General features: G+C 61.1%; 21 protein-coding genes. 14 read left to right on the forward strand and 7 right to left on the reverse strand.

From position 1 onward, the window contains the following. Positions 1-35: 35 nt before the first annotated feature. Positions 36-1,376, forward strand: coding sequence for an ISH6 family transposase (locus MU558_RS13505; protein ID WP_246966948.1), 1,341 nt, complete (start codon positions 36-38; stop codon positions 1,374-1,376). Between the two features lie 518 nt (positions 1,377-1,894). Here the strand turns inward: MU558_RS13505 and MU558_RS23535 are convergent. Further along, positions 1,895-2,092, reverse strand: a complete 198-nt coding sequence (locus MU558_RS23535; RefSeq protein ID WP_486641994.1) for a DUF8053 family protein — start codon at positions 2,090-2,092, stop codon at positions 1,895-1,897. 123 nt (positions 2,093-2,215) lie between these two features. Here MU558_RS23535 and MU558_RS13510 point away from each other — a divergent pair, with 123 nt between their 5' ends. The 4 genes from MU558_RS13510 to MU558_RS13525 all read left to right on the forward strand — a co-directional run bounded on the left by MU558_RS13510 (position 2,216) and on the right by MU558_RS13525 (position 7,355). Beyond that, positions 2,216-2,545 carry a hypothetical protein gene (locus MU558_RS13510; RefSeq protein WP_246966950.1) on the forward strand — a complete coding sequence of 110 codons (330 nt, stop codon included), beginning with the start codon at positions 2,216-2,218 and terminating at the stop codon, positions 2,543-2,545. Further along, positions 2,542-2,976, forward strand: a complete 435-nt coding sequence (locus tag MU558_RS13515; RefSeq protein WP_246966952.1) for a hypothetical protein — start codon at positions 2,542-2,544, stop codon at positions 2,974-2,976. The genes MU558_RS13510 and MU558_RS13515 overlap by 4 nt, the downstream gene beginning before the upstream one ends. 126 nt (positions 2,977-3,102) lie before the next feature. Continuing rightward, on the forward strand, positions 3,103-3,423 hold the full coding sequence (locus MU558_RS13520) for a hypothetical protein (RefSeq protein WP_246966954.1): 321 nt from the start codon (positions 3,103-3,105) through the stop codon (positions 3,421-3,423). A 113-nt stretch (positions 3,424-3,536) separates the two neighbouring features. After that, positions 3,537-7,355, forward strand: a complete 3,819-nt coding sequence (locus MU558_RS13525; RefSeq protein WP_246966956.1) for a helix-hairpin-helix domain-containing protein — start codon at positions 3,537-3,539, stop codon at positions 7,353-7,355. A gap of 324 nt (positions 7,356-7,679) precedes the next feature. Here the strand turns inward: MU558_RS13525 and MU558_RS13530 are convergent, their stop codons facing one another. From MU558_RS13530 to MU558_RS13555, 6 genes are read right to left on the reverse strand one after another with little or no spacing between them, the layout of a single operon-like run. Continuing rightward, positions 7,680-8,456: an ATP-binding protein gene (locus MU558_RS13530; RefSeq protein WP_246966958.1), complete on the reverse strand. Its 777-nt coding sequence runs from the start codon at positions 8,454-8,456 to the stop codon at positions 7,680-7,682. Continuing rightward, the gene (locus MU558_RS13535) at positions 8,457-8,663 is read right to left on the reverse strand and encodes a hypothetical protein (protein ID WP_246966960.1); all 207 of its coding nucleotides are present in this window, start codon (positions 8,661-8,663) and stop codon (positions 8,457-8,459) included. Beyond that, the gene (locus MU558_RS13540) at positions 8,660-8,935 is read right to left on the reverse strand and encodes a hypothetical protein (protein WP_246966962.1); all 276 of its coding nucleotides are present in this window, start codon (positions 8,933-8,935) and stop codon (positions 8,660-8,662) included. The genes MU558_RS13535 and MU558_RS13540 overlap by 4 nt, the downstream gene beginning before the upstream one ends. Further along, the gene (locus tag MU558_RS13545) at positions 8,932-9,375 is read right to left on the reverse strand and encodes a hypothetical protein (protein WP_246966964.1); all 444 of its coding nucleotides are present in this window, start codon (positions 9,373-9,375) and stop codon (positions 8,932-8,934) included. Before MU558_RS13545 ends, MU558_RS13540 begins: the two co-directional genes overlap by 4 nt. Beyond that, on the reverse strand, positions 9,372-9,983 hold the full coding sequence (locus MU558_RS13550; RefSeq protein WP_246966966.1) for a hypothetical protein: 612 nt from the start codon (positions 9,981-9,983) through the stop codon (positions 9,372-9,374). The genes MU558_RS13545 and MU558_RS13550 overlap by 4 nt, the downstream gene beginning before the upstream one ends. Next, positions 9,980-10,369 carry a hypothetical protein gene (locus tag MU558_RS13555; RefSeq protein ID WP_246966968.1) on the reverse strand — a complete coding sequence of 130 codons (390 nt, stop codon included), beginning with the start codon at positions 10,367-10,369 and terminating at the stop codon, positions 9,980-9,982. The genes MU558_RS13550 and MU558_RS13555 overlap by 4 nt, the downstream gene beginning before the upstream one ends. A gap of 28 nt (positions 10,370-10,397) precedes the next feature. On the opposite strand from MU558_RS13555, the gene MU558_RS13560 reads away from it, so the two are divergent. The 9 genes from MU558_RS13560 (at position 10,398) to MU558_RS13600 (ending at position 15,778) form a co-directional block, all read left to right on the forward strand. Beyond that, positions 10,398-10,625 (forward strand): hypothetical protein, encoded by a 228-nt coding sequence (locus MU558_RS13560; protein ID WP_246966970.1) that lies wholly within the window; start codon positions 10,398-10,400, stop codon positions 10,623-10,625. Between the two features lie 386 nt (positions 10,626-11,011). Further along, positions 11,012-11,296 (forward strand): hypothetical protein, encoded by a 285-nt coding sequence (locus MU558_RS13565; RefSeq protein WP_246966972.1) that lies wholly within the window; start codon positions 11,012-11,014, stop codon positions 11,294-11,296. 3 nt (positions 11,297-11,299) lie between these two features. After that, positions 11,300-11,854, forward strand: a complete 555-nt coding sequence (locus MU558_RS13570; RefSeq protein WP_246966974.1) for a hypothetical protein — start codon at positions 11,300-11,302, stop codon at positions 11,852-11,854. Between the two features lies 1 nt (position 11,855). Next, a complete protein-coding gene (locus tag MU558_RS13575; RefSeq protein WP_246966975.1) occupies positions 11,856-12,575 on the forward strand; it encodes a hypothetical protein in 720 nt (239 codons plus the stop codon). A gap of 9 nt (positions 12,576-12,584) precedes the next feature. Beyond that, positions 12,585-12,776 (forward strand): hypothetical protein, encoded by a 192-nt coding sequence (locus tag MU558_RS13580; RefSeq protein ID WP_246966978.1) that lies wholly within the window; start codon positions 12,585-12,587, stop codon positions 12,774-12,776. A 3-nt stretch (positions 12,777-12,779) separates the two neighbouring features. After that, a complete protein-coding gene (locus tag MU558_RS13585) occupies positions 12,780-12,986 on the forward strand; it encodes a hypothetical protein (protein WP_246966980.1) in 207 nt (68 codons plus the stop codon). Beyond that, positions 12,986-14,623 carry a hypothetical protein gene (locus MU558_RS13590; RefSeq protein WP_246966982.1) on the forward strand — a complete coding sequence of 546 codons (1,638 nt, stop codon included), beginning with the start codon at positions 12,986-12,988 and terminating at the stop codon, positions 14,621-14,623. The genes MU558_RS13585 and MU558_RS13590 overlap by 1 nt, the downstream gene beginning before the upstream one ends. Beyond that, positions 14,616-15,266, forward strand: coding sequence for a hypothetical protein (locus tag MU558_RS13595; RefSeq protein ID WP_246966984.1), 651 nt, complete (start codon positions 14,616-14,618; stop codon positions 15,264-15,266). Before MU558_RS13590 ends, MU558_RS13595 begins: the two co-directional genes overlap by 8 nt. Then, the gene (locus MU558_RS13600; protein WP_246966986.1) at positions 15,263-15,778 is read left to right on the forward strand and encodes a hypothetical protein; all 516 of its coding nucleotides are present in this window, start codon (positions 15,263-15,265) and stop codon (positions 15,776-15,778) included. Before MU558_RS13595 ends, MU558_RS13600 begins: the two co-directional genes overlap by 4 nt. Position 15,779: the final 1 nt, after the last annotated feature.

The following is a 15,779-nucleotide window of genomic DNA, read 5'->3' on the forward strand; positions in this document are numbered from 1 at the left end:
CAGGGTCACCTCTGGTATCCACCCCGAAGTGACCCATGCACGCCACAATCGACGCGCAAGTCACGGTTAGTATCGACTTAGACAAAACGCTACCGCTTGCCACTCTCGCTGAATCTTTTACAGAGCTTCACCTCGAGGCGACGATCCTCGAGGAGCTTGTCAAAAGCCTCGACGAGCGCCTCGTCGAGGCGTACTGTGGGGAGAAGCACGCGCGCGGAAACGGCGATCGCCGTTTCCAGCGCGCCGGAACCTCAACACGAACAGCTGTGACAACCGCAGGAGAGCACGAATTCACCCTTCATCACGTCAAAGATACCGCTGCCACCGGTGACAATCCTACCTACTTCCGCCCTCTCGAAGATCTCATCAAATTCGACGGGCAGCGCATCTATCAAGAGGATATTTCACTCCAGAGTACCGAACTCGCTACGTCGCTCAGCTTTCGTGATGCCGTCGCCCACGGCGACGGCTTCACTCCGATGCCTTCGAGAACGACGATCAACCGCCGAGTCCGTGAGTACGGCAGCAAACTCGGTGACTTCGTTCGTGATCGGCTTCCTGGGACGAATGCAGACACTGTCGTTCCTGACGGAACGAAGTGTCATAGCCAGGACGATCACTGCACGTACCACGACGTCAACGTCACTCTCGGACAGATCACCGAAGACAACGCGGAAACCACGCTCTTAGACGTCAATGTCAACGAGCCGTGGGACGATACAGCAGAAGATCTCGAAGAGAACGAGGCGATCACTGACGACGCGACGGTCGTCAGTGACGCCGAGGAATCCCTCGTCGACGCCTTCGAGACCAGCTATCGATCTCATCAGCTCGATCTCGTTCATGTCGGTCGAACGCTTGGATACAAGCTGTGGAAGGACGGTACCTTTTCGCTCGAAACGCGGAAAGCGATCGCCTCAGACGTCACAAACGACTTGTTCCATCTGAAAAACTCGGTTGCGCTCCATGCACCGAGGAATGAGCGTTTGGCGATCCGCGAGCGGATCGCCCAAACGCTCGAGAACCTCACGAAGGAGGCGTGGCGCTTAGAGCAACAGGACTCTCCAAAAGCAGCGGCGTACCTCCGAAAATGGGCAGAAGCAACCGTCACGTTCGCCGAACTCGCACTCGAGGGACAAGAGGTTCTGTGGACGTCGAACGTGGTCGAACGAGCCATGGGCGAAATCTCGAAGCGGTGTAAAAACCAGTGGATGAGATGGACAGAGTCCGGCTTAGAATCGCTCCTCTGGCTCAATCTCGTGAGATATGCCGAGTCCGAGCAGTTCGCGGCGTTCGCCGACGAACTGCTCGAGCGTTCAGCCAAAACAGCCATCACATTGGAGGTGTCAGTTGACGCTACCAGAGGCGAACTCTAGACGAGTTTGTGACGGGACCAACTTTTCGAACACCCCCGAAGTCCTACTAATAGCACTTTTAGAGCTTAGAATACGGTTTTCACGGACTTTTCATTTCTAGTAGCTTGGCTATTATTCGAAAGAAAAAATTTCTACGACACAAGTATTCCCTTCAACACGAATTTTGTATTAGTGCACTAACTAGTTGGAGAATATATCCCAGTATCAGGAGAGAAATTCCTATAGCAGCAGGCGCCCACTGACGCCTGAATTTTCTAAGTTCTTCTCTGGGAGTGTCCAATCTGCCGGGTTCTGGCTCAAAATCACTAAGATACATCGAAACAGTAGCAGGAGACGGTTCAAACCCGTCTGTCCTTAGCAATTTATACATCTTATTAGCACGATATGCTTTAGGAAGGATTGATGGTGCCAGAAGAATTGCGCCAATGAGATCTAACAATAGCCCGAAAATGCTCAGGATAAGAGGGTCGATAGGGGAATTTAACATTAATAGATATCTTCTCATTTCAGACCTAAACTTATCGTCTTGGGCGCGGATATTCATCTGGATCAATTAATGCTATTTCCCAGATACCTTCGTCTTTGTGTATAATCCGGACTGGTTGATCTTTCACATTTCCATCCTCGTCGACACATCCAAGCGCCCGAAGTTCGCTCTTCGGGAGCACAACACCGCCCGACGTACGACCAACTTGTACCAACTGATGGATCGGCATGGCTACGTTCGTAACTGTCCCTGAATCTGTTTAAACATTGGTCTCACCAGTACGAGACTATGATATTCCCGACCGCTATGACCACGGCCGCTCTCCTCGAGGTGAGGTGCTCGTCACTTACGAATGAGCGATTCCAGCCCAATTAATAGGCCGAAGAATTGGAACGCACTCGCCCGAACTCCTGGGGGCCTGTCCGCCCACGTCGTCACCGTCGACGGCGAGGTCGTCGAAAGCGCGTGCAGCCTCGAGTCGGACGACTGGTCCGTGCTCGAGCAGGGCGACGGTCCCGTTCGTCTTTGCGGGACGTGTGCGAACCATTTCAGCGGGGCGGGCCCGCGTCCGCTCGCCCTCAAGGATGACGTGAGTCTCCCCATCGACGGCGTCGACGTCGCCCCGATCGGGATGTCGGCCACACTGACTGACGGCTATCAAGTTGTGGAGGGAAACCGATGAGCAACGACCTTTTCGATGGTACTGAGACGTCGATCCACGACCCGAGCGACGTCTCCGAGGACGATCGCGTTCTCTCGAGTGACGTCGTCGACGGTGATCTGATCAAGCCGGAGCAAATGGCGATCGACGCCATCAAGCGGACCCTGACTCATCTGACCTATCGGGAGCTTCATGCCTTTGGAGCGGGGTTCGTTCCCCTATTTCTCGGCCTCGTCCTGGGTTTCAACGCCCTGATCGCGCTATCAGTACCCCTGGCGATCGTAGCCGTCGGCTGTGTCCGCTGCACGCCGATCGTCGGAGGCCGGGTGGCCAAGTGGACGATCAAGCAGCCACAATACCTTTTCCTCGGCCAATTCGTTGCGACGTTCACTGGCGGCCTTGTTGTGGCTATCATCCGCGTGGTCGGCTTCACTGCCGGCCTGGTAGCATGACCGGCCGATCAGCGAGTCCAGAGTCGAAGGCAATCTTCGGGGCCGGCATCGCCGCCGTCGCAATTGGCCGAGTTGCTGCCGAGGTCCGACGGCGACGTCGGAATCGACCCGCTCTCAAGGAGACCCATGAGTGAGGAGAAAACAATACAGGAGGTCTATCGAGATCGGAACCTGCTCGCGGCCGCCATTTCCCTGATGGCGTATCGTCTCGAGTCGAGCCGAACGCTCCACGAGTACGCCGGCGGCTGGACCGAGCCCGACGTCGACGACGCAGATGCCGACGAGTGGGCGATCGTCTGGGCCATCCTCGAGGGCAAGCAGGTCAGCTGGCACGTCCCCCGCGAACTCGTGGAACCGGTCGACCTCCCGAAGCGACCCCACGACTACGACGGCCATACCCGGGAAGAGAAGAACCAACGCCTCGAGGACTTCATCGAGTCCCGATAGCCACGAGAGCGCACCAATCGGATTGGATCAATTTCTCCCCGCAGTCTTGCGGTTTTCAGATTTTCGCCTTTTGATTTATCGGCAGGGAGAGAACCCGTTACCGGCTACAACATATGGCCGGAGAATATCCAGACGATTCTGACGACCTCTGGAAGCAAGAGGTAGAAGATCAGAACGATCGGACGATACGAGAAGAGTTCAAGAAGCTCCGGGAAGACTCCCGGTTCTGGGTCAACGGATTCGGTCCGTTCGTCGTCGAGCGCGAGAACGACCAACTCGTCGGAAAGGATGGGTGGGTCGCCAAGCCCGAAGGCATCGATGACGACCAGGAGGTCCGTGAGAAAGGTGTGATGATCGCCTGGTCGCGCTCGGTTCTCGACGCGGTAAAAGTCCGACCTCGAGGTGGCGGTGGATCCGACTACGTGAACGTCCGTCGCCTCGAGGTGGACAACGAACACAATCTGAAGGACGACGTCCACGAACCGACCTACGGGTGGCTGAAAAAGCGCGAAGGCGATCTAGTCCTCTACAGTGACGACGTCGAGAGCCGGTATTTCGAGACCGTCGAACCGACTGGATTCGACGACGGGACCGTCGAGTTTTCGAGTGCCGGCCGATCACGCGACGAGTACGTCGACGAGGCGGAGCAGTTCACCGCCGTCCCTCGCAATCTCGACGACTACGACGAGCCAGAGCAGTTCACCGTCACGCCGCACGGCATCACCGAGCGGGGGATGGAGTGGACCGACTCGATCATCATCCCGGCGGACGAGATTCCAAGCAAGATCGAGCAAGTGGCGGCTACCGATCACGTCGACCCCTCGGCTTACGAGACTGGCGGCTTGTTCCCGGAGACTGAGATCGAGGACAGCGGCCTCACTCTCGACGACCACATCACCGAGGTAACTGGGATTGGCGACAGCTCCGAGTTGATTGTCGATCTGGACGTCGAGACCGTCGGAGAGTGGTGGGACATGGGCGCCCCCTTTTTCGGCGTCGCCCCCGCTTGGCATGACTCGGCGCTCGAGGACATCCTGGGCGCCGAATTCGTCGACGAGACAGACCCGCAGGACCTCATGCGGATTTTCACCGGCTACACGACCGGTGTCGTCTACGACGACGAGGGCGAACAGCTGGGTGGGCTCCCCAACGCCATTTTCGGCGGGTTCCCGTGGGATCAGGCAAACTGGGCCTGGTTCTACGGCAATATGCGCTCTCCCGAGCACCGCCCGGCCGAGGCCGACAACCCCGACGGGACCTATCAGTTCGCGTTTGCCACCGGCGACGACTTTCCTCGATCGACGCTCGAGTTTGACCCCGAGGAAGACACCCTATCCGGGCTCCATCCCGCCAGCGGCGCCGCAACCTCCATGCGGACAAAAGGCCGGAGCGTCGTCCGCTATCCAGCGGAAGGACTCGAGAAAGGTGCGGCCTACCCGCCGAAAGAGACCGTCGAGTTCCTGTCTGTCCTGTTCGGTACCGACTACACAAACCCCGACGTCGCCAGCGAGCACGTTGAGGTGGTCACGACGTCGAACAGCAAACCGCACGCCTCTTACGTCGTCCTGTTCCATCACCCCGAGACTGACGCTCACGCACTGATCGAGGGCGACAACATCGTGATGCCGGAAGACTTCGACCTCTCCGGCGACACCTACGACCCTATCCAGGAGTGGGCCGAGACCGCTGCCACGACGATCGAGGAGCGAGAGGAGGCGTTTCGGAAAGAAATGGAGGTCCCCGAGTATATTCGGCGAACGCCGCTCGAGGAGCGCGACCTGATGGTCGATCCCCAGGAGGCCGGCCCGTTCACGATGGACGACCGAACCGGCCCTCATCCCGACGATCAGCACCGCGAGGACCAGTACCCGGACGACGAGGAGGCTGCGATCGCGGAAGACCTCGCCCAACAGATCGAGCACGAGCAGCGTATGAAGGACGCCGAAGACGCCAGCGTCTACGACCCGATCGCTGACATGGAGGACGAGAACAGCGCCCAGGACGACGGCGCCGACGACGATCTCCGCGTCTGGGAAGTCGATGTCCCCGACGACGTCCCCCGCGAGGTCGGCGAGTTCACCCTCGACACCGAGTATAGTGCGCCGTGGTCGCTGAAATGGTACGCCTACAGCGGGAGCGAACCCTCCGAAATCTCGGCAACCCACCGGACTGAGTCCCCGTGGCACAAGGTTCGCGTAGACGAGAACGACGTCGGTTATTCGGTCACCGTCTCCTACCGGAAGCGCCACGGCGGGCTGAAATCGAACCCGAATCGCGTTCTTACCGGCGCCTCTCGCGACGCCGCGCTGGCGTTCGCCGAGGCGTACATGGAGACGTTCGGCCCGGATGACTACGACGACGGTGATCTCCTCGACTCCCGCGACACCTGGCAGGCTGGCCGCCAGGCCGCCGAGCGCAACATGGGCAACCTCGAGGTGACCGGGATTTCGCACCTCTACCCGACCGACTGGACGACCGACGAAACCGGAAGTCCGGTGCCGCCGGCCGACGACATCGACGATCAGGACAACGCCGATGACGTCGATGAGTGGGCCCAGGCTCTCGAGACCCTGCGCGCCGAGTACGGCGATAGTTACGGCGAACGCGTCGAGGCGGTCGCCGACATTCGCCGCGCCGCCGAGACGGAACCGCCGCGCTCGCTGGCCGACGAGGGCGTCACGCAGCCAATTTTCCGCTATCAAGACGTCGACCCGGCCGACGCCTGGAACCAGATCCAGGAGCGTGCCGGCGAGGACGACGCCGAGCAGATCCGCGAGGTAATCATCGAAGCCGCCGACGAGATCGGAACCGACGCCGACGACAGTGACGACGTCTACGATCCGACGGACGACCTCGAGATCGGCGACAACGACGCGATCGATACTGAGACCGACACCACTCCTGGGGAGGACCGCGATCTCCTACTCGAAGTTGAAGGAATCGGCCCGAAGCGAGCCGACGCACTCCTCGAGGCGTTCGACGACGGTCGATCAGTTGCCCAGCGAGCCGCGAGCAACTGGGGAGCAGTCGCCGACGTCGACGGGATTAGCGAGGACACCGCTCGAGAGCTGTTTGACCGGATGAAAGAGGCCGGTGTTTACGACAATCTCCGGGACGACACAACCGAAGGCGTCAACTCGACGACCGTCAATGTGAACGGCCAGCCGTCTCAGGCTATCCTCGAGGACCCTGACGAGGACACCGGCCAGGCCGACGATGTTCCCGAGACGGATGACCTGTCCGACGCGCTCGTTGCGAGAGGTATCAACCGGATCACGGCCAACCATTTGAAGGACTCTTACGACACGATCGACGACGTTGCGAGCGCCGTCGCGAATGCCGACGACGTCACCGACCTGAAAGGGGTCGGCGACGGCTCGGCCGAGGAGGTCCGCGCCGCTTTCGTCGATCACAACGCCGGCGACGTCCAGGACGACGTCGCCGACGACCCCAAAATAGATCCGACAGAAATAGACACAGACTGCGACAACACCAAGGACGACTGTACTGACGGAGACAGAGACGCCTGCAAGGCGCTCGTCGAGGAATGCGGCTTTGATCGTGAGGAGGCCGAAGAACTCCTCGCTGAAGCCAAACGTGCCGACGGAGAACTTCCGCCGAAGGCCAAACGCGCCCTTTCGACGGCCTGGACGTCGTACAAACAGGCAATCAAAAAGGGCCACGAGGCGGTCGAGGCGGCTGAAAAGATCAAAGACTATCAGGGCGAACCCAAGCACGCAGAGCGGTCGATGGCGATTATCAACGGGATCAGAGAAGCATACGGCCAGGAGCCGATCGACTTTGACGGCGTACCGGAGGTGCCGGACGTCGATGTCCCCGAACCCGTTTCAGGGCCAGTTACGCCAGAAACTGCGGGTGTCGACGTCGAAATCGAGGCGGACGTCTACGACCCTATCCTCGAGTTCTCATGACCTGTCTATCACTTCAGCAGACGGCGTACATCGTTGCAGTCGCGGTCGGCCTAGCGGTCATGTCGCCAAAAGATTGGCACGATATCGCCTTGGACGCTGCTCGGAAGCGGTTTGGCCTCGGACCTGGAGGTTCCGCTACGGAAGACGGAGAGGGGACAAATGACTGATCAGCCTGCCCCCTCACCCGCCGACGATAAGGACGATGTCGAGTTCACGGTGGGAGAGTTCGTCGACGGAGAGAACCGATACCGAGTGATCCGCGAAAAAGGCGAAGAAGACCGCTGGATAGCGTCGACGTATTGGCTCGAGTGGAATGGAGAAGAATTAGACGCCGAGGACCTGATCTAACAGGCCGTCGTCCTTCGCGAGGTGCGGGCGGAGGCGGTTCCAGTCGTTCGTCGACTCGACCAGGACCTCACCCGCCCCGACGTTCTCGATCACGACCTCGCGATCGTTGAGCTCCTCGAGGCCACGACCACCTGCCTCGTCGATACTGTAGACGTTGAACGTGGCGCTCTTGTTGATCTTCCCCAAGTCGTTGTCGTCGTTCACCCTGAAGTAGATCCGCCGGTCACACTGGCTGATGAGTTCGCTGTTCACCTGCTGGGGGCGCTGCATGATGTGGACGGTCTCGGCTTCGTGTTTCCGGCCTCGAGACTGGAGTGTGAGCACACGATCGTCGATGCCGTGTTCACTGGCGTACTGTCCAACTTCGTCGCCACAGACGAGCGCCGAACGCGAGGGGGTCAGATCCTTACACAACTCGAACGTAGCCCCACAGATCGCTCCGTAGGTCGGTGCCATGTCCTCCTCAGTCATGTCTGGAACAACCCGGATCCGGCGGTGGTTGTACAAGACCTTCCGCCAATCGAGTTCTTTCGCCTTCTCGATGGTCACCTCGAGACGCCGAAAGAGAGGGTCGTGCTTCCCGTTTGTATCACACAGCCCACGTTCCTCGTCTTCTGGATCGAACAGGACGGCGTAGTCAAATGTCTCGCCAGGATTCCGCGGATGGTTTGGATCCAGAATCCGCTCGATCACGGCACCTGCACCCCAGGACTTTCCCGTTCCAGACTGACCGATCACGGCGATACGTCCCATCTATCCCTCCGCCCGAGCGGGCTCGAGGTCCAGTTGACCGGTGTACGCCTCGGCCAGAATCCGGACAACCTCGCCCGCTGTAAGCGAGCCGCCCCATTCGCGACCGTCGACGACGCCGGCATCGAAGTCACGTTGGATAGCCGCTTCAGCGTTCTCGAACGCCTCGATCTGGTCTGCGTAGCCGAGTGCGAGTTGTTCCTGTGTCATGCTCGTTCCTCGACGTCTTGAACCAGTTCGTCCAGTTCGACCTCGAGGTCGTCAGTCTCCTCGTCAAACTCGCTGTCTTCCTCGTGACGATCGCGAACCCCGACCTGCGCGGGATCGCGGCGTCGACGTCGACGCATGGCCTCGCGATGGTGGGTTGCTTCGATCCTCGCGAGATGGTCGTCGATCCGCCACAGCAGCCAGACGATCAGGATCAGCAGATATGCTGCTATAAGCTTCTGCTGGGCCTTGTTGAGGGAGAACCCGATCCTCATTCGCCATCGCCTCCGTTCTCCTCGGCGACATCGGCATCGAAGGTATCCGGATCGTCGGTGAGCATCATCTGGGCCTTCGCGGCCATAAACTGCTGATACTCGTCGTCCTCGAGGACGTCGCGAAGGATCTTGTCGCGTTTCCGCGCCATCTTGTTGAAGACCTCGACAACCTCGTGACCGTTCCCGTCGACGACGCCGGCGAGCAGCGAGGCCGCTCGATCTTCACTCATCCGTTCGATGTGGACGTCGACGTCGTGGGCTTCGGCGAGTTGCTTCAGGTCGGCCCGCTGGACGTTGACGATATCACAGAAGATTGCGGCACCTGACGAGCCGACACCGGGGACATCCTCTGTCAGGAAGCCCGCGATCCGCGATGGGTCCCGCATCATGCTGGCGATCTGTGACGGCCGCACGTCGCCGCTAAACGGATTCTGGTTCATGCGAGACCACCGGCGAGGTTGCCGATCGCGTCGCGAAGGTCGCCGATCTTTTCCTCCCCGTCCGGTCGCAGGTAGATGATCGTTGCTGCTGCCATGAGTGATGTACCGAGTAGACCCCAGGTCGGATCGATGTCACCGTCGGCCGGGGTCAGAACGTGTTCTTCGACGAATCGACTCCCGAAGTGCCCCAGGTGGAATGCCTCGAATGTCGCCCGGAGTTCTTCTTCGAGCTGGTCTTTCGTCATGTCGCTGTCCGCCAGGTCTTCCTCGGAGAGACCGAAGACGCCGAGACGCGCCGCGCCACCGTTGATGGCCTCCTCAATAGCGGCTGCATCGACCTCGAGCGGGTCTGAAGAGCTATCGGGGTGTTCTCCCTCGTCGCCATCGGAAGATCCGCTCTCGTCGCTCTCAGTGGCGTCATCGTCTTCGACGCCATCGAAGAGGCCGCCGCCCAGGTCATCCTCGGTCAGATCGACGACCGCCTCATCGACGTCGTCGACACTCGGCTCATCTTCGCTCTTCTCGAGATCTTCGTCACGATCGTCGACGTCGTTCAGTTCCTCTTCTGTGTCGTCTTCCTCGACGACATCAGGCTCTTCCAGCGTCATTGGTCAGGGTCGTAGAGCTTCCCGTTGTTGCGGAGAGCCTCGAGGACTGCACGATCGGCGGCAAGCGGGTCAGACGGGTCGATGGGAACGTTGATCCGTTCTTCCTCTTGCTCGTCCGGTGCGGCTTCGACTTCGTGGCGTTTCTCGAGCTTTTCACGTTCCGCAGCAATCGAGGAGCCGCTGCTGGAGTTACGCCGTTGATAGAGCTTCCAGGCGACGACCGCCACGAGGATCACGCCGATCACCGCCACGTGTCGCCTGTCGATTGACGGGAGTGGGAGACTCGAGGACTCGTCATCACTGTCGTCACCGTCGGCGATTTCAGGCGGTTCATCCATCTCACTCTGCTGCTCACGGTCTTTGATCTCTTGGGCTGTTTGATCCATTGAATTACCACCTGTAGGAGGTATCGCAGTGGGGACACTCGTCCGGTTTCCCGTCGACAACGTGGGAACATTCCGGACACAGGAACCGGTAGACTTCCTCGGCACCGCCGTCCGCGATCGCCCGTTGGCCAGTATCGACCTCGGTTTCGCTCTCGACCAGATCAGCCCATTCGTCGTCGTAATCGTACTCCTCGAGGGGAATCAACCGATGTACGGCGTCGGATGCGGCATCGGCTGGGAGAACGTGCGGATTTGAGTGGCGACGGAACTCCGACTCGGAGGTGACTGGAAGCCACCGTTCACACTCTAAACAGGCTGCTCGATACTTGTTCCCCGGTTTGGGGGATCTTTCAATTCTTTTGTCGAGGACCGGGACGGTACGGGCCGATCCACAATACTTGCAGTGGTCGTCCATTATCGTCCCTCCTCGAGATGGGGGAATTGGGGCAGTTGAATCGTCATACGTAGCAGGGGAATTGGGAGCGACCGACGTCTGCAACGCGCCGTCGCACCACCTCGAAAATACCCCCAATTCCTGATGAGTCTAAGCCCAAAGAAATGGTGACCGGCCGCCAATTCCGCCATTTCCCTATTTTCGCCTTTTGTTTAATCGGGGTGAGCGCGACAACTTGACCTGCCAACATGGCAGCGATCAATCTCAACAGCGCGACCTCGACGCTGACCAGCGCTGCGTTCCTCAAGAGCGCGGTCCTGATCGTCGTGGGCTCGCTGCTCGCTCAGGTAGTGGTGTCGTATATGCGAAGCAACGTCTACGACGTCCAGGTCCGCGGCGGCGACGCGATCTATGCGCTCGTCGGTGCACTCATCGCCCTCATGGTCCTTCCGAACGGCTACGGTCGGAACATCGCCCTCGGATCGACCGCCACGGCAGTCCGAACGGTCGCAGCTGACTACGGGGTGGTTTAAACTATGCAGATCGGTGGCACCGGTGTCGAGCAGGAGATCATGCTCACGCCCGACAAGCCGTTCATCAACGAACAAAACACGGTGCAGCCGGGCGACGAAAACACGCCAGCGTACCACTTCAAGGGGCAAGAGGGGTACGTCCTGTTCATCCCTGCTGGAACGCTGTTCGCTCCGATCCTTCGGGACGCCAATGGCAACCTCCTCGACGACTCGACGCGGATCATCTTCCAGAAGATGAACAAGCAGGGGGACAAACTCGGCAACGGGATCGTCCTCAACGAGCTGTTCGGGAAGTTCAACGTGGAAAAATTCCGTAACGATCCGGATTACATGAGGTACACCCAGGCCGACCTCATGCTCGACGAGCGGGAACGTGCCGGGATCTTCCTGGACATTCCCGATGGAGCCGAGGCGTTCGACCCGGATTCGTCCGAGCTCTCGATCGGCGACACGACCAGCGAGTTCCGCACCCCCGTCGAAGTCGTCGACCATGACGACCTCACAAACGAAGAATCGGCGGCCGTGAAACGAGCGAGCCAGGCGAACGGAGGACAGTAAGATGGCGGAGGAGTACACCGTCTCGCACACTGGGAGCGTCCTGGGCGACGAGTACGTTACTCTCGAGACCAACCAGACGAGCCCGGCGCGTCGCGACCCGATCATCTCGTTCGAGTGCCCCGACAAGTTCGAGAAACTCGAGTATGTCGGGGACCGCCACCCGATCCGCTTCGAGCCTCGGACGATGGAGTCGGCGACGATGGCCGACGACGACACGAGCGGCGCCCTCGAGGAGGCTGAGCGCACGGTCTCGCTCGAGGCGAACCTCCAGCCGATCGCCGGCGAGACCGAGATCGCCGACCAGACGTATCCGGTCGTCGAGGCGGTCAACGTCACCCAGGGCGCCGAGATCGCGCCAGAGGACCTCACCGTCGACTATCACACTAACGAGGTCGTCATCCCCGAGGCCGACGTCGCGGCTGGCGACGACGTCAAACTGTACCCGATCCTCACGAAGGGGACGGTCAAGTGGGGCGGGAAGAACGCGCTCAATCAGGATCAGGGGACACTCTACCCGTGGGGATTCCCAGTCTTCCGCTTCCACGACATGGAACAGATCCGCGCTGGCCGCGAGATCACCATGCAGGGCCGGGCAACCTGGGGCCACAACGAGGAACTCGAGCTCCGCCTCGAGTCTGAGGAACAAATCGTCTGGGAAGACGCAGACTATCCCGGTGCCTACGTGAGTGAGATCGAGGTCGATCTCTCGATCACTCTGTGAGGTGTCGGGATGGGCGTCTTAGAGCAGCTCGACCTCGAGCAGGAAGACGCCCCGACTGATCCAGACCCGGAACCGTCCGTTTCAGTCGGCGAGGACACTGATCCGTTTTCGATGAACTACGACTTTGAGGAGTGGAAAGTCGACGCTGAGTCAACGGATCAGATCCTCTCGCTCCTGATCGCGGTCACGAATTTACTGTAAACGATGGCATTCAGGCAAAAACTCAGAGAGAGTCCGCACTACCAGAGCGCCGAAGACGTGGCCGAGCAGGCCCAGGAGGCCGCAACGGCCGCCGAAGCGGTCGCTCCGGTGGTGCAACTCGAAAAGACAGACGTACAGATGTGGGCCGACGTCTTCACCGTCGTCCTGCTATTCCTCATTTGGCGGGAGCTCCGCCGGAGGGGTAGCTGATGGTGGATCTCGGCATCCCCGGCACCGACTACAAGTTCACGACCGACCCCGACGAGGCCGACGTCGTGAGCGTCAACGACGTTGAAGACACCGCTCGATCGGCCGGCGGCAAGGCCCAGGACGTCACCCGTGGCGCACTGATCCAGGCCCCCATGTCGGCAGTCGAAACCATCCAACAGGGGGAAGCCACCTGGGTTACTGGCGATCAGGCAGCCCGTGGGTTCCAACAGGCCGACGAGGCTCTGACCGACGCGATCGACAGCGGCGTCGAGGCGGCCGGCCTCGAGGACAACCGGGTCGTCGATCTTGGTCGGAAAGGCACCGACGTCCTCGTCGGCGATACCATCCGCAACGTCTACGGCACGACGACCGGGATGGACATCGAAGAAGGAGACGCTGATTTCGAGACCGACGCCTGGGCGCTGGCAGACACCGCCCTCACGGTCGGATCGCTCGGAACGGGAGCAGTCGCCAGCCGAGGGGTTAGTGTCGGTGCTCGAGGCGCATCTAAGGGCCTCTCGAAGGCGCGGGACGTCTTCCGGATCGGCGACGACGCGGCAGATGCCGCCCGTGCCGCTGCTCGAGGTAGCGATGAGGCGGCAGATGCCGCTCGTGCCACCGCTCGAGGAGGAGACGAGACGACAGATGCCGCCCGTGCCAGCGATCAACTCCGCGATCAGTTGTCCCTCACCACCCGCGACGGATCGATGGCAGACGGGACGCTGAGGCAGTTGCTCGGCCGGTCTGGCGACGACGGGGCCCGCCTCGCAACCGATGGCGGCCGATCGGCGGACGACGTCGTTGAGGCCACCGGTCGAACTGTCGACGACACCCCGGCACTCCCCGGACGAGTCGCCGACGAGTCTACCGACACCTTCCGCATCGTCGACGACGCTAGAGAGGCCAGCGCCCGATCGTCCGACGACGTCGCCCAGGCGACCCAGCGCCAGGTCGACGAGGCGATCGACGGCGCAACCCGATCACGTCGAGCTCGAGGCGGCCAGGCCAACCGGGCGGCAAGTCGATCCCGGCGATCGCGCGCCGCCCAGCGCGGGACTCGGTCGAGTGATGAGGCGGCCGAAGCCGGAGCCCGCGCCGGCGACGACGCGGCCGGGGCCGCGAGACGAGGCTCTCGATCGCCCCGAACCCGTGCCGGCCGAGCCGGCGCTCGAGGCGCCGACGAAGGCGCGTCGTGGGGCCAGCGAGTCCGGAACGCCCTCTGGGGAACCCGGAAGCGCAAGGCCGCTACCATCGGCGGCGGCGGATTCCTGGCGGCTGCCGGCGCCGAGGAGGCCGGACTACTCGACGGTCTCGGATTAGACTCAAACCCGCTCGCCAACGAGGACGAGCTCGAGGTCGAGACCGATGACGGCCGGTCTCTCCTCCTCCACCACGTCGAGGATCTGGAACCGACCCAGGACCACCCGGGAGGCGGCCAACTCCGCGAGGTCGAGGAGTTCGACCCGGATGGATCCTGGTCCAAGACAGACGGCTATACCGTGCTGCTGGACATGGCGGGATCGACAGTCACGATCCTGGGGCCTGACGGCGAGCCCATGCAGGCAGAAGTGTCGGCCGCACAGGTAGCACAGGCGGCAAACAGAGCAGACGGAGGCTATTACGAAACCGATGAGTAGCGCAAAACTCGACAGCGGCGGCGGAGGTGGCAGATCGTCATCTGGCGGTCTCGCGCAATTCAACAGCGCCAGAGCGGCCCGAAAAGCGTATTTTTCGGGTAGCAACGGCAACGGCGACGGCGACGGCGACGACCAGGACGACGGAGATGCCCCGGCCTGGACCGAGTGGGTCCGTGTCGATCGCGTTGCTGAGTGGTATATCTACGGCCGCGAGCACAACACCGAGGACCGCGTCCAGTTCCACATTACAGGGACCGCATCAGACGGCCGGAGAATCTTCCTGGATACCGACGGGACCGTCGTCGACAACATCGTCGTCATGGACAGCATGGACGAAGTGAACGCCGCCCTCGAGGCGTACTTTCAGCGAGATGAGGACGGCGATGTCCCCGACGACGACAAGCCGACGGGTTCGGATCCGGGACCCGGCCCGGCGGCCCCAGGTGGGACAGGACCAGGAGGGCCCAGCAGCGCCGGCGGGATCCCGCTCGTCAGAAGCCTCCCGATCGTCGGCAACTTCGGTACGATCGGCCAGGCGATCGTCGTGATCCTGATCGTCTTCGCCGTCTACTACTACCGCAACGACGGCGATCTCTCCGAACTCCCGATTGTCGGCTCTCAATTCGGAGGTGAGTCGGCATGAGCTGGGCAGTTCGAGGAACCCGTGCCGGTGTCAGTGGTGGCCGGCGTCTCGTCGGCCGCCTGGGCCGGTACATCGACGAGAGTGACGACGCCGCCCGTGCCGCCGCTCGAGGCGGTGACGAGGCAACCGACTCCGGCAAGAGCGCGGCCCGCTGGTGGGCGACTCGAGGCGCCGGAGCGGCCGGCGCAGCCGGAGCCGGCGGTCTCGCCTGGCGCCAGCAAGATGTCTGGCGCGATCAGGCATCAGCCCGCGAGGCCGAGGCGTACGCTGACATGAGCCAGTTCCAGGCTGACGCGGCCACCGCCACGAACGGCAACAGTGGCAGTGACGACGGAACGGAGACGGATCCGAAACCCCTGCTCGAGAAGCTCCGGGATGCGATCCCGGGAGTCGAGACGATCCAAGACACGATCGTCGTCCTGATCGTCCTGGCGATCGTGCTGCATTTCGTCCTCAACCGGAGCAACGCCCTACCCAACTCCCCGGTCGTCATCGCGGGAGGTGATCGCTAAT

Origin of the sequence: Natribaculum luteum (assembly GCF_023008545.1) — an archaeon.
GTDB lineage: Archaea > Halobacteriota > Halobacteria > Halobacteriales > Natrialbaceae > Natribaculum > Natribaculum luteum.

Coding starts and splice junctions, on each gene's coding strand:
- MU558_RS13520 (WP_246966954.1), top strand. CDS start 3,103: ATGAGTGAGGAGAAAACAATACAGGAGGTCTATCGAGATCGGAACCTG.
- MU558_RS13575 (WP_246966975.1), top strand. CDS start 11,856: ATGGCGGAGGAGTACACCGTCTCGCACACTGGGAGCGTCCTGGGCGAC.
- MU558_RS13510 (WP_246966950.1), top strand. CDS start 2,216: ATGAGCGATTCCAGCCCAATTAATAGGCCGAAGAATTGGAACGCACTC.
- MU558_RS23535 (WP_486641994.1), bottom strand. CDS start 2,092: ATGCCGATCCATCAGTTGGTACAAGTTGGTCGTACGTCGGGCGGTGTT.
- MU558_RS13565 (WP_246966972.1), top strand. CDS start 11,012: ATGGCAGCGATCAATCTCAACAGCGCGACCTCGACGCTGACCAGCGCT.
- MU558_RS13570 (WP_246966974.1), top strand. CDS start 11,300: ATGCAGATCGGTGGCACCGGTGTCGAGCAGGAGATCATGCTCACGCCC.
- MU558_RS13530 (WP_246966958.1), bottom strand. CDS start 8,456: ATGGGACGTATCGCCGTGATCGGTCAGTCTGGAACGGGAAAGTCCTGG.
- MU558_RS13525 (WP_246966956.1), top strand. CDS start 3,537: ATGGCCGGAGAATATCCAGACGATTCTGACGACCTCTGGAAGCAAGAG.
- MU558_RS13545 (WP_246966964.1), bottom strand. CDS start 9,375: ATGAACCAGAATCCGTTTAGCGGCGACGTGCGGCCGTCACAGATCGCC.
- MU558_RS13505 (WP_246966948.1), top strand. CDS start 36: ATGCACGCCACAATCGACGCGCAAGTCACGGTTAGTATCGACTTAGAC.
- MU558_RS13595 (WP_246966984.1), top strand. CDS start 14,616: ATGAGTAGCGCAAAACTCGACAGCGGCGGCGGAGGTGGCAGATCGTCA.
- MU558_RS13550 (WP_246966966.1), bottom strand. CDS start 9,983: ATGACGCTGGAAGAGCCTGATGTCGTCGAGGAAGACGACACAGAAGAG.
- MU558_RS13555 (WP_246966968.1), bottom strand. CDS start 10,369: ATGGATCAAACAGCCCAAGAGATCAAAGACCGTGAGCAGCAGAGTGAG.
- MU558_RS13540 (WP_246966962.1), bottom strand. CDS start 8,935: ATGAGGATCGGGTTCTCCCTCAACAAGGCCCAGCAGAAGCTTATAGCA.
- MU558_RS13600 (WP_246966986.1), top strand. CDS start 15,263: ATGAGCTGGGCAGTTCGAGGAACCCGTGCCGGTGTCAGTGGTGGCCGG.
- MU558_RS13585 (WP_246966980.1), top strand. CDS start 12,780: ATGGCATTCAGGCAAAAACTCAGAGAGAGTCCGCACTACCAGAGCGCC.
- MU558_RS13590 (WP_246966982.1), top strand. CDS start 12,986: ATGGTGGATCTCGGCATCCCCGGCACCGACTACAAGTTCACGACCGAC.
- MU558_RS13580 (WP_246966978.1), top strand. CDS start 12,585: ATGGGCGTCTTAGAGCAGCTCGACCTCGAGCAGGAAGACGCCCCGACT.
- MU558_RS13515 (WP_246966952.1), top strand. CDS start 2,542: ATGAGCAACGACCTTTTCGATGGTACTGAGACGTCGATCCACGACCCG.
- MU558_RS13535 (WP_246966960.1), bottom strand. CDS start 8,663: ATGACACAGGAACAACTCGCACTCGGCTACGCAGACCAGATCGAGGCG.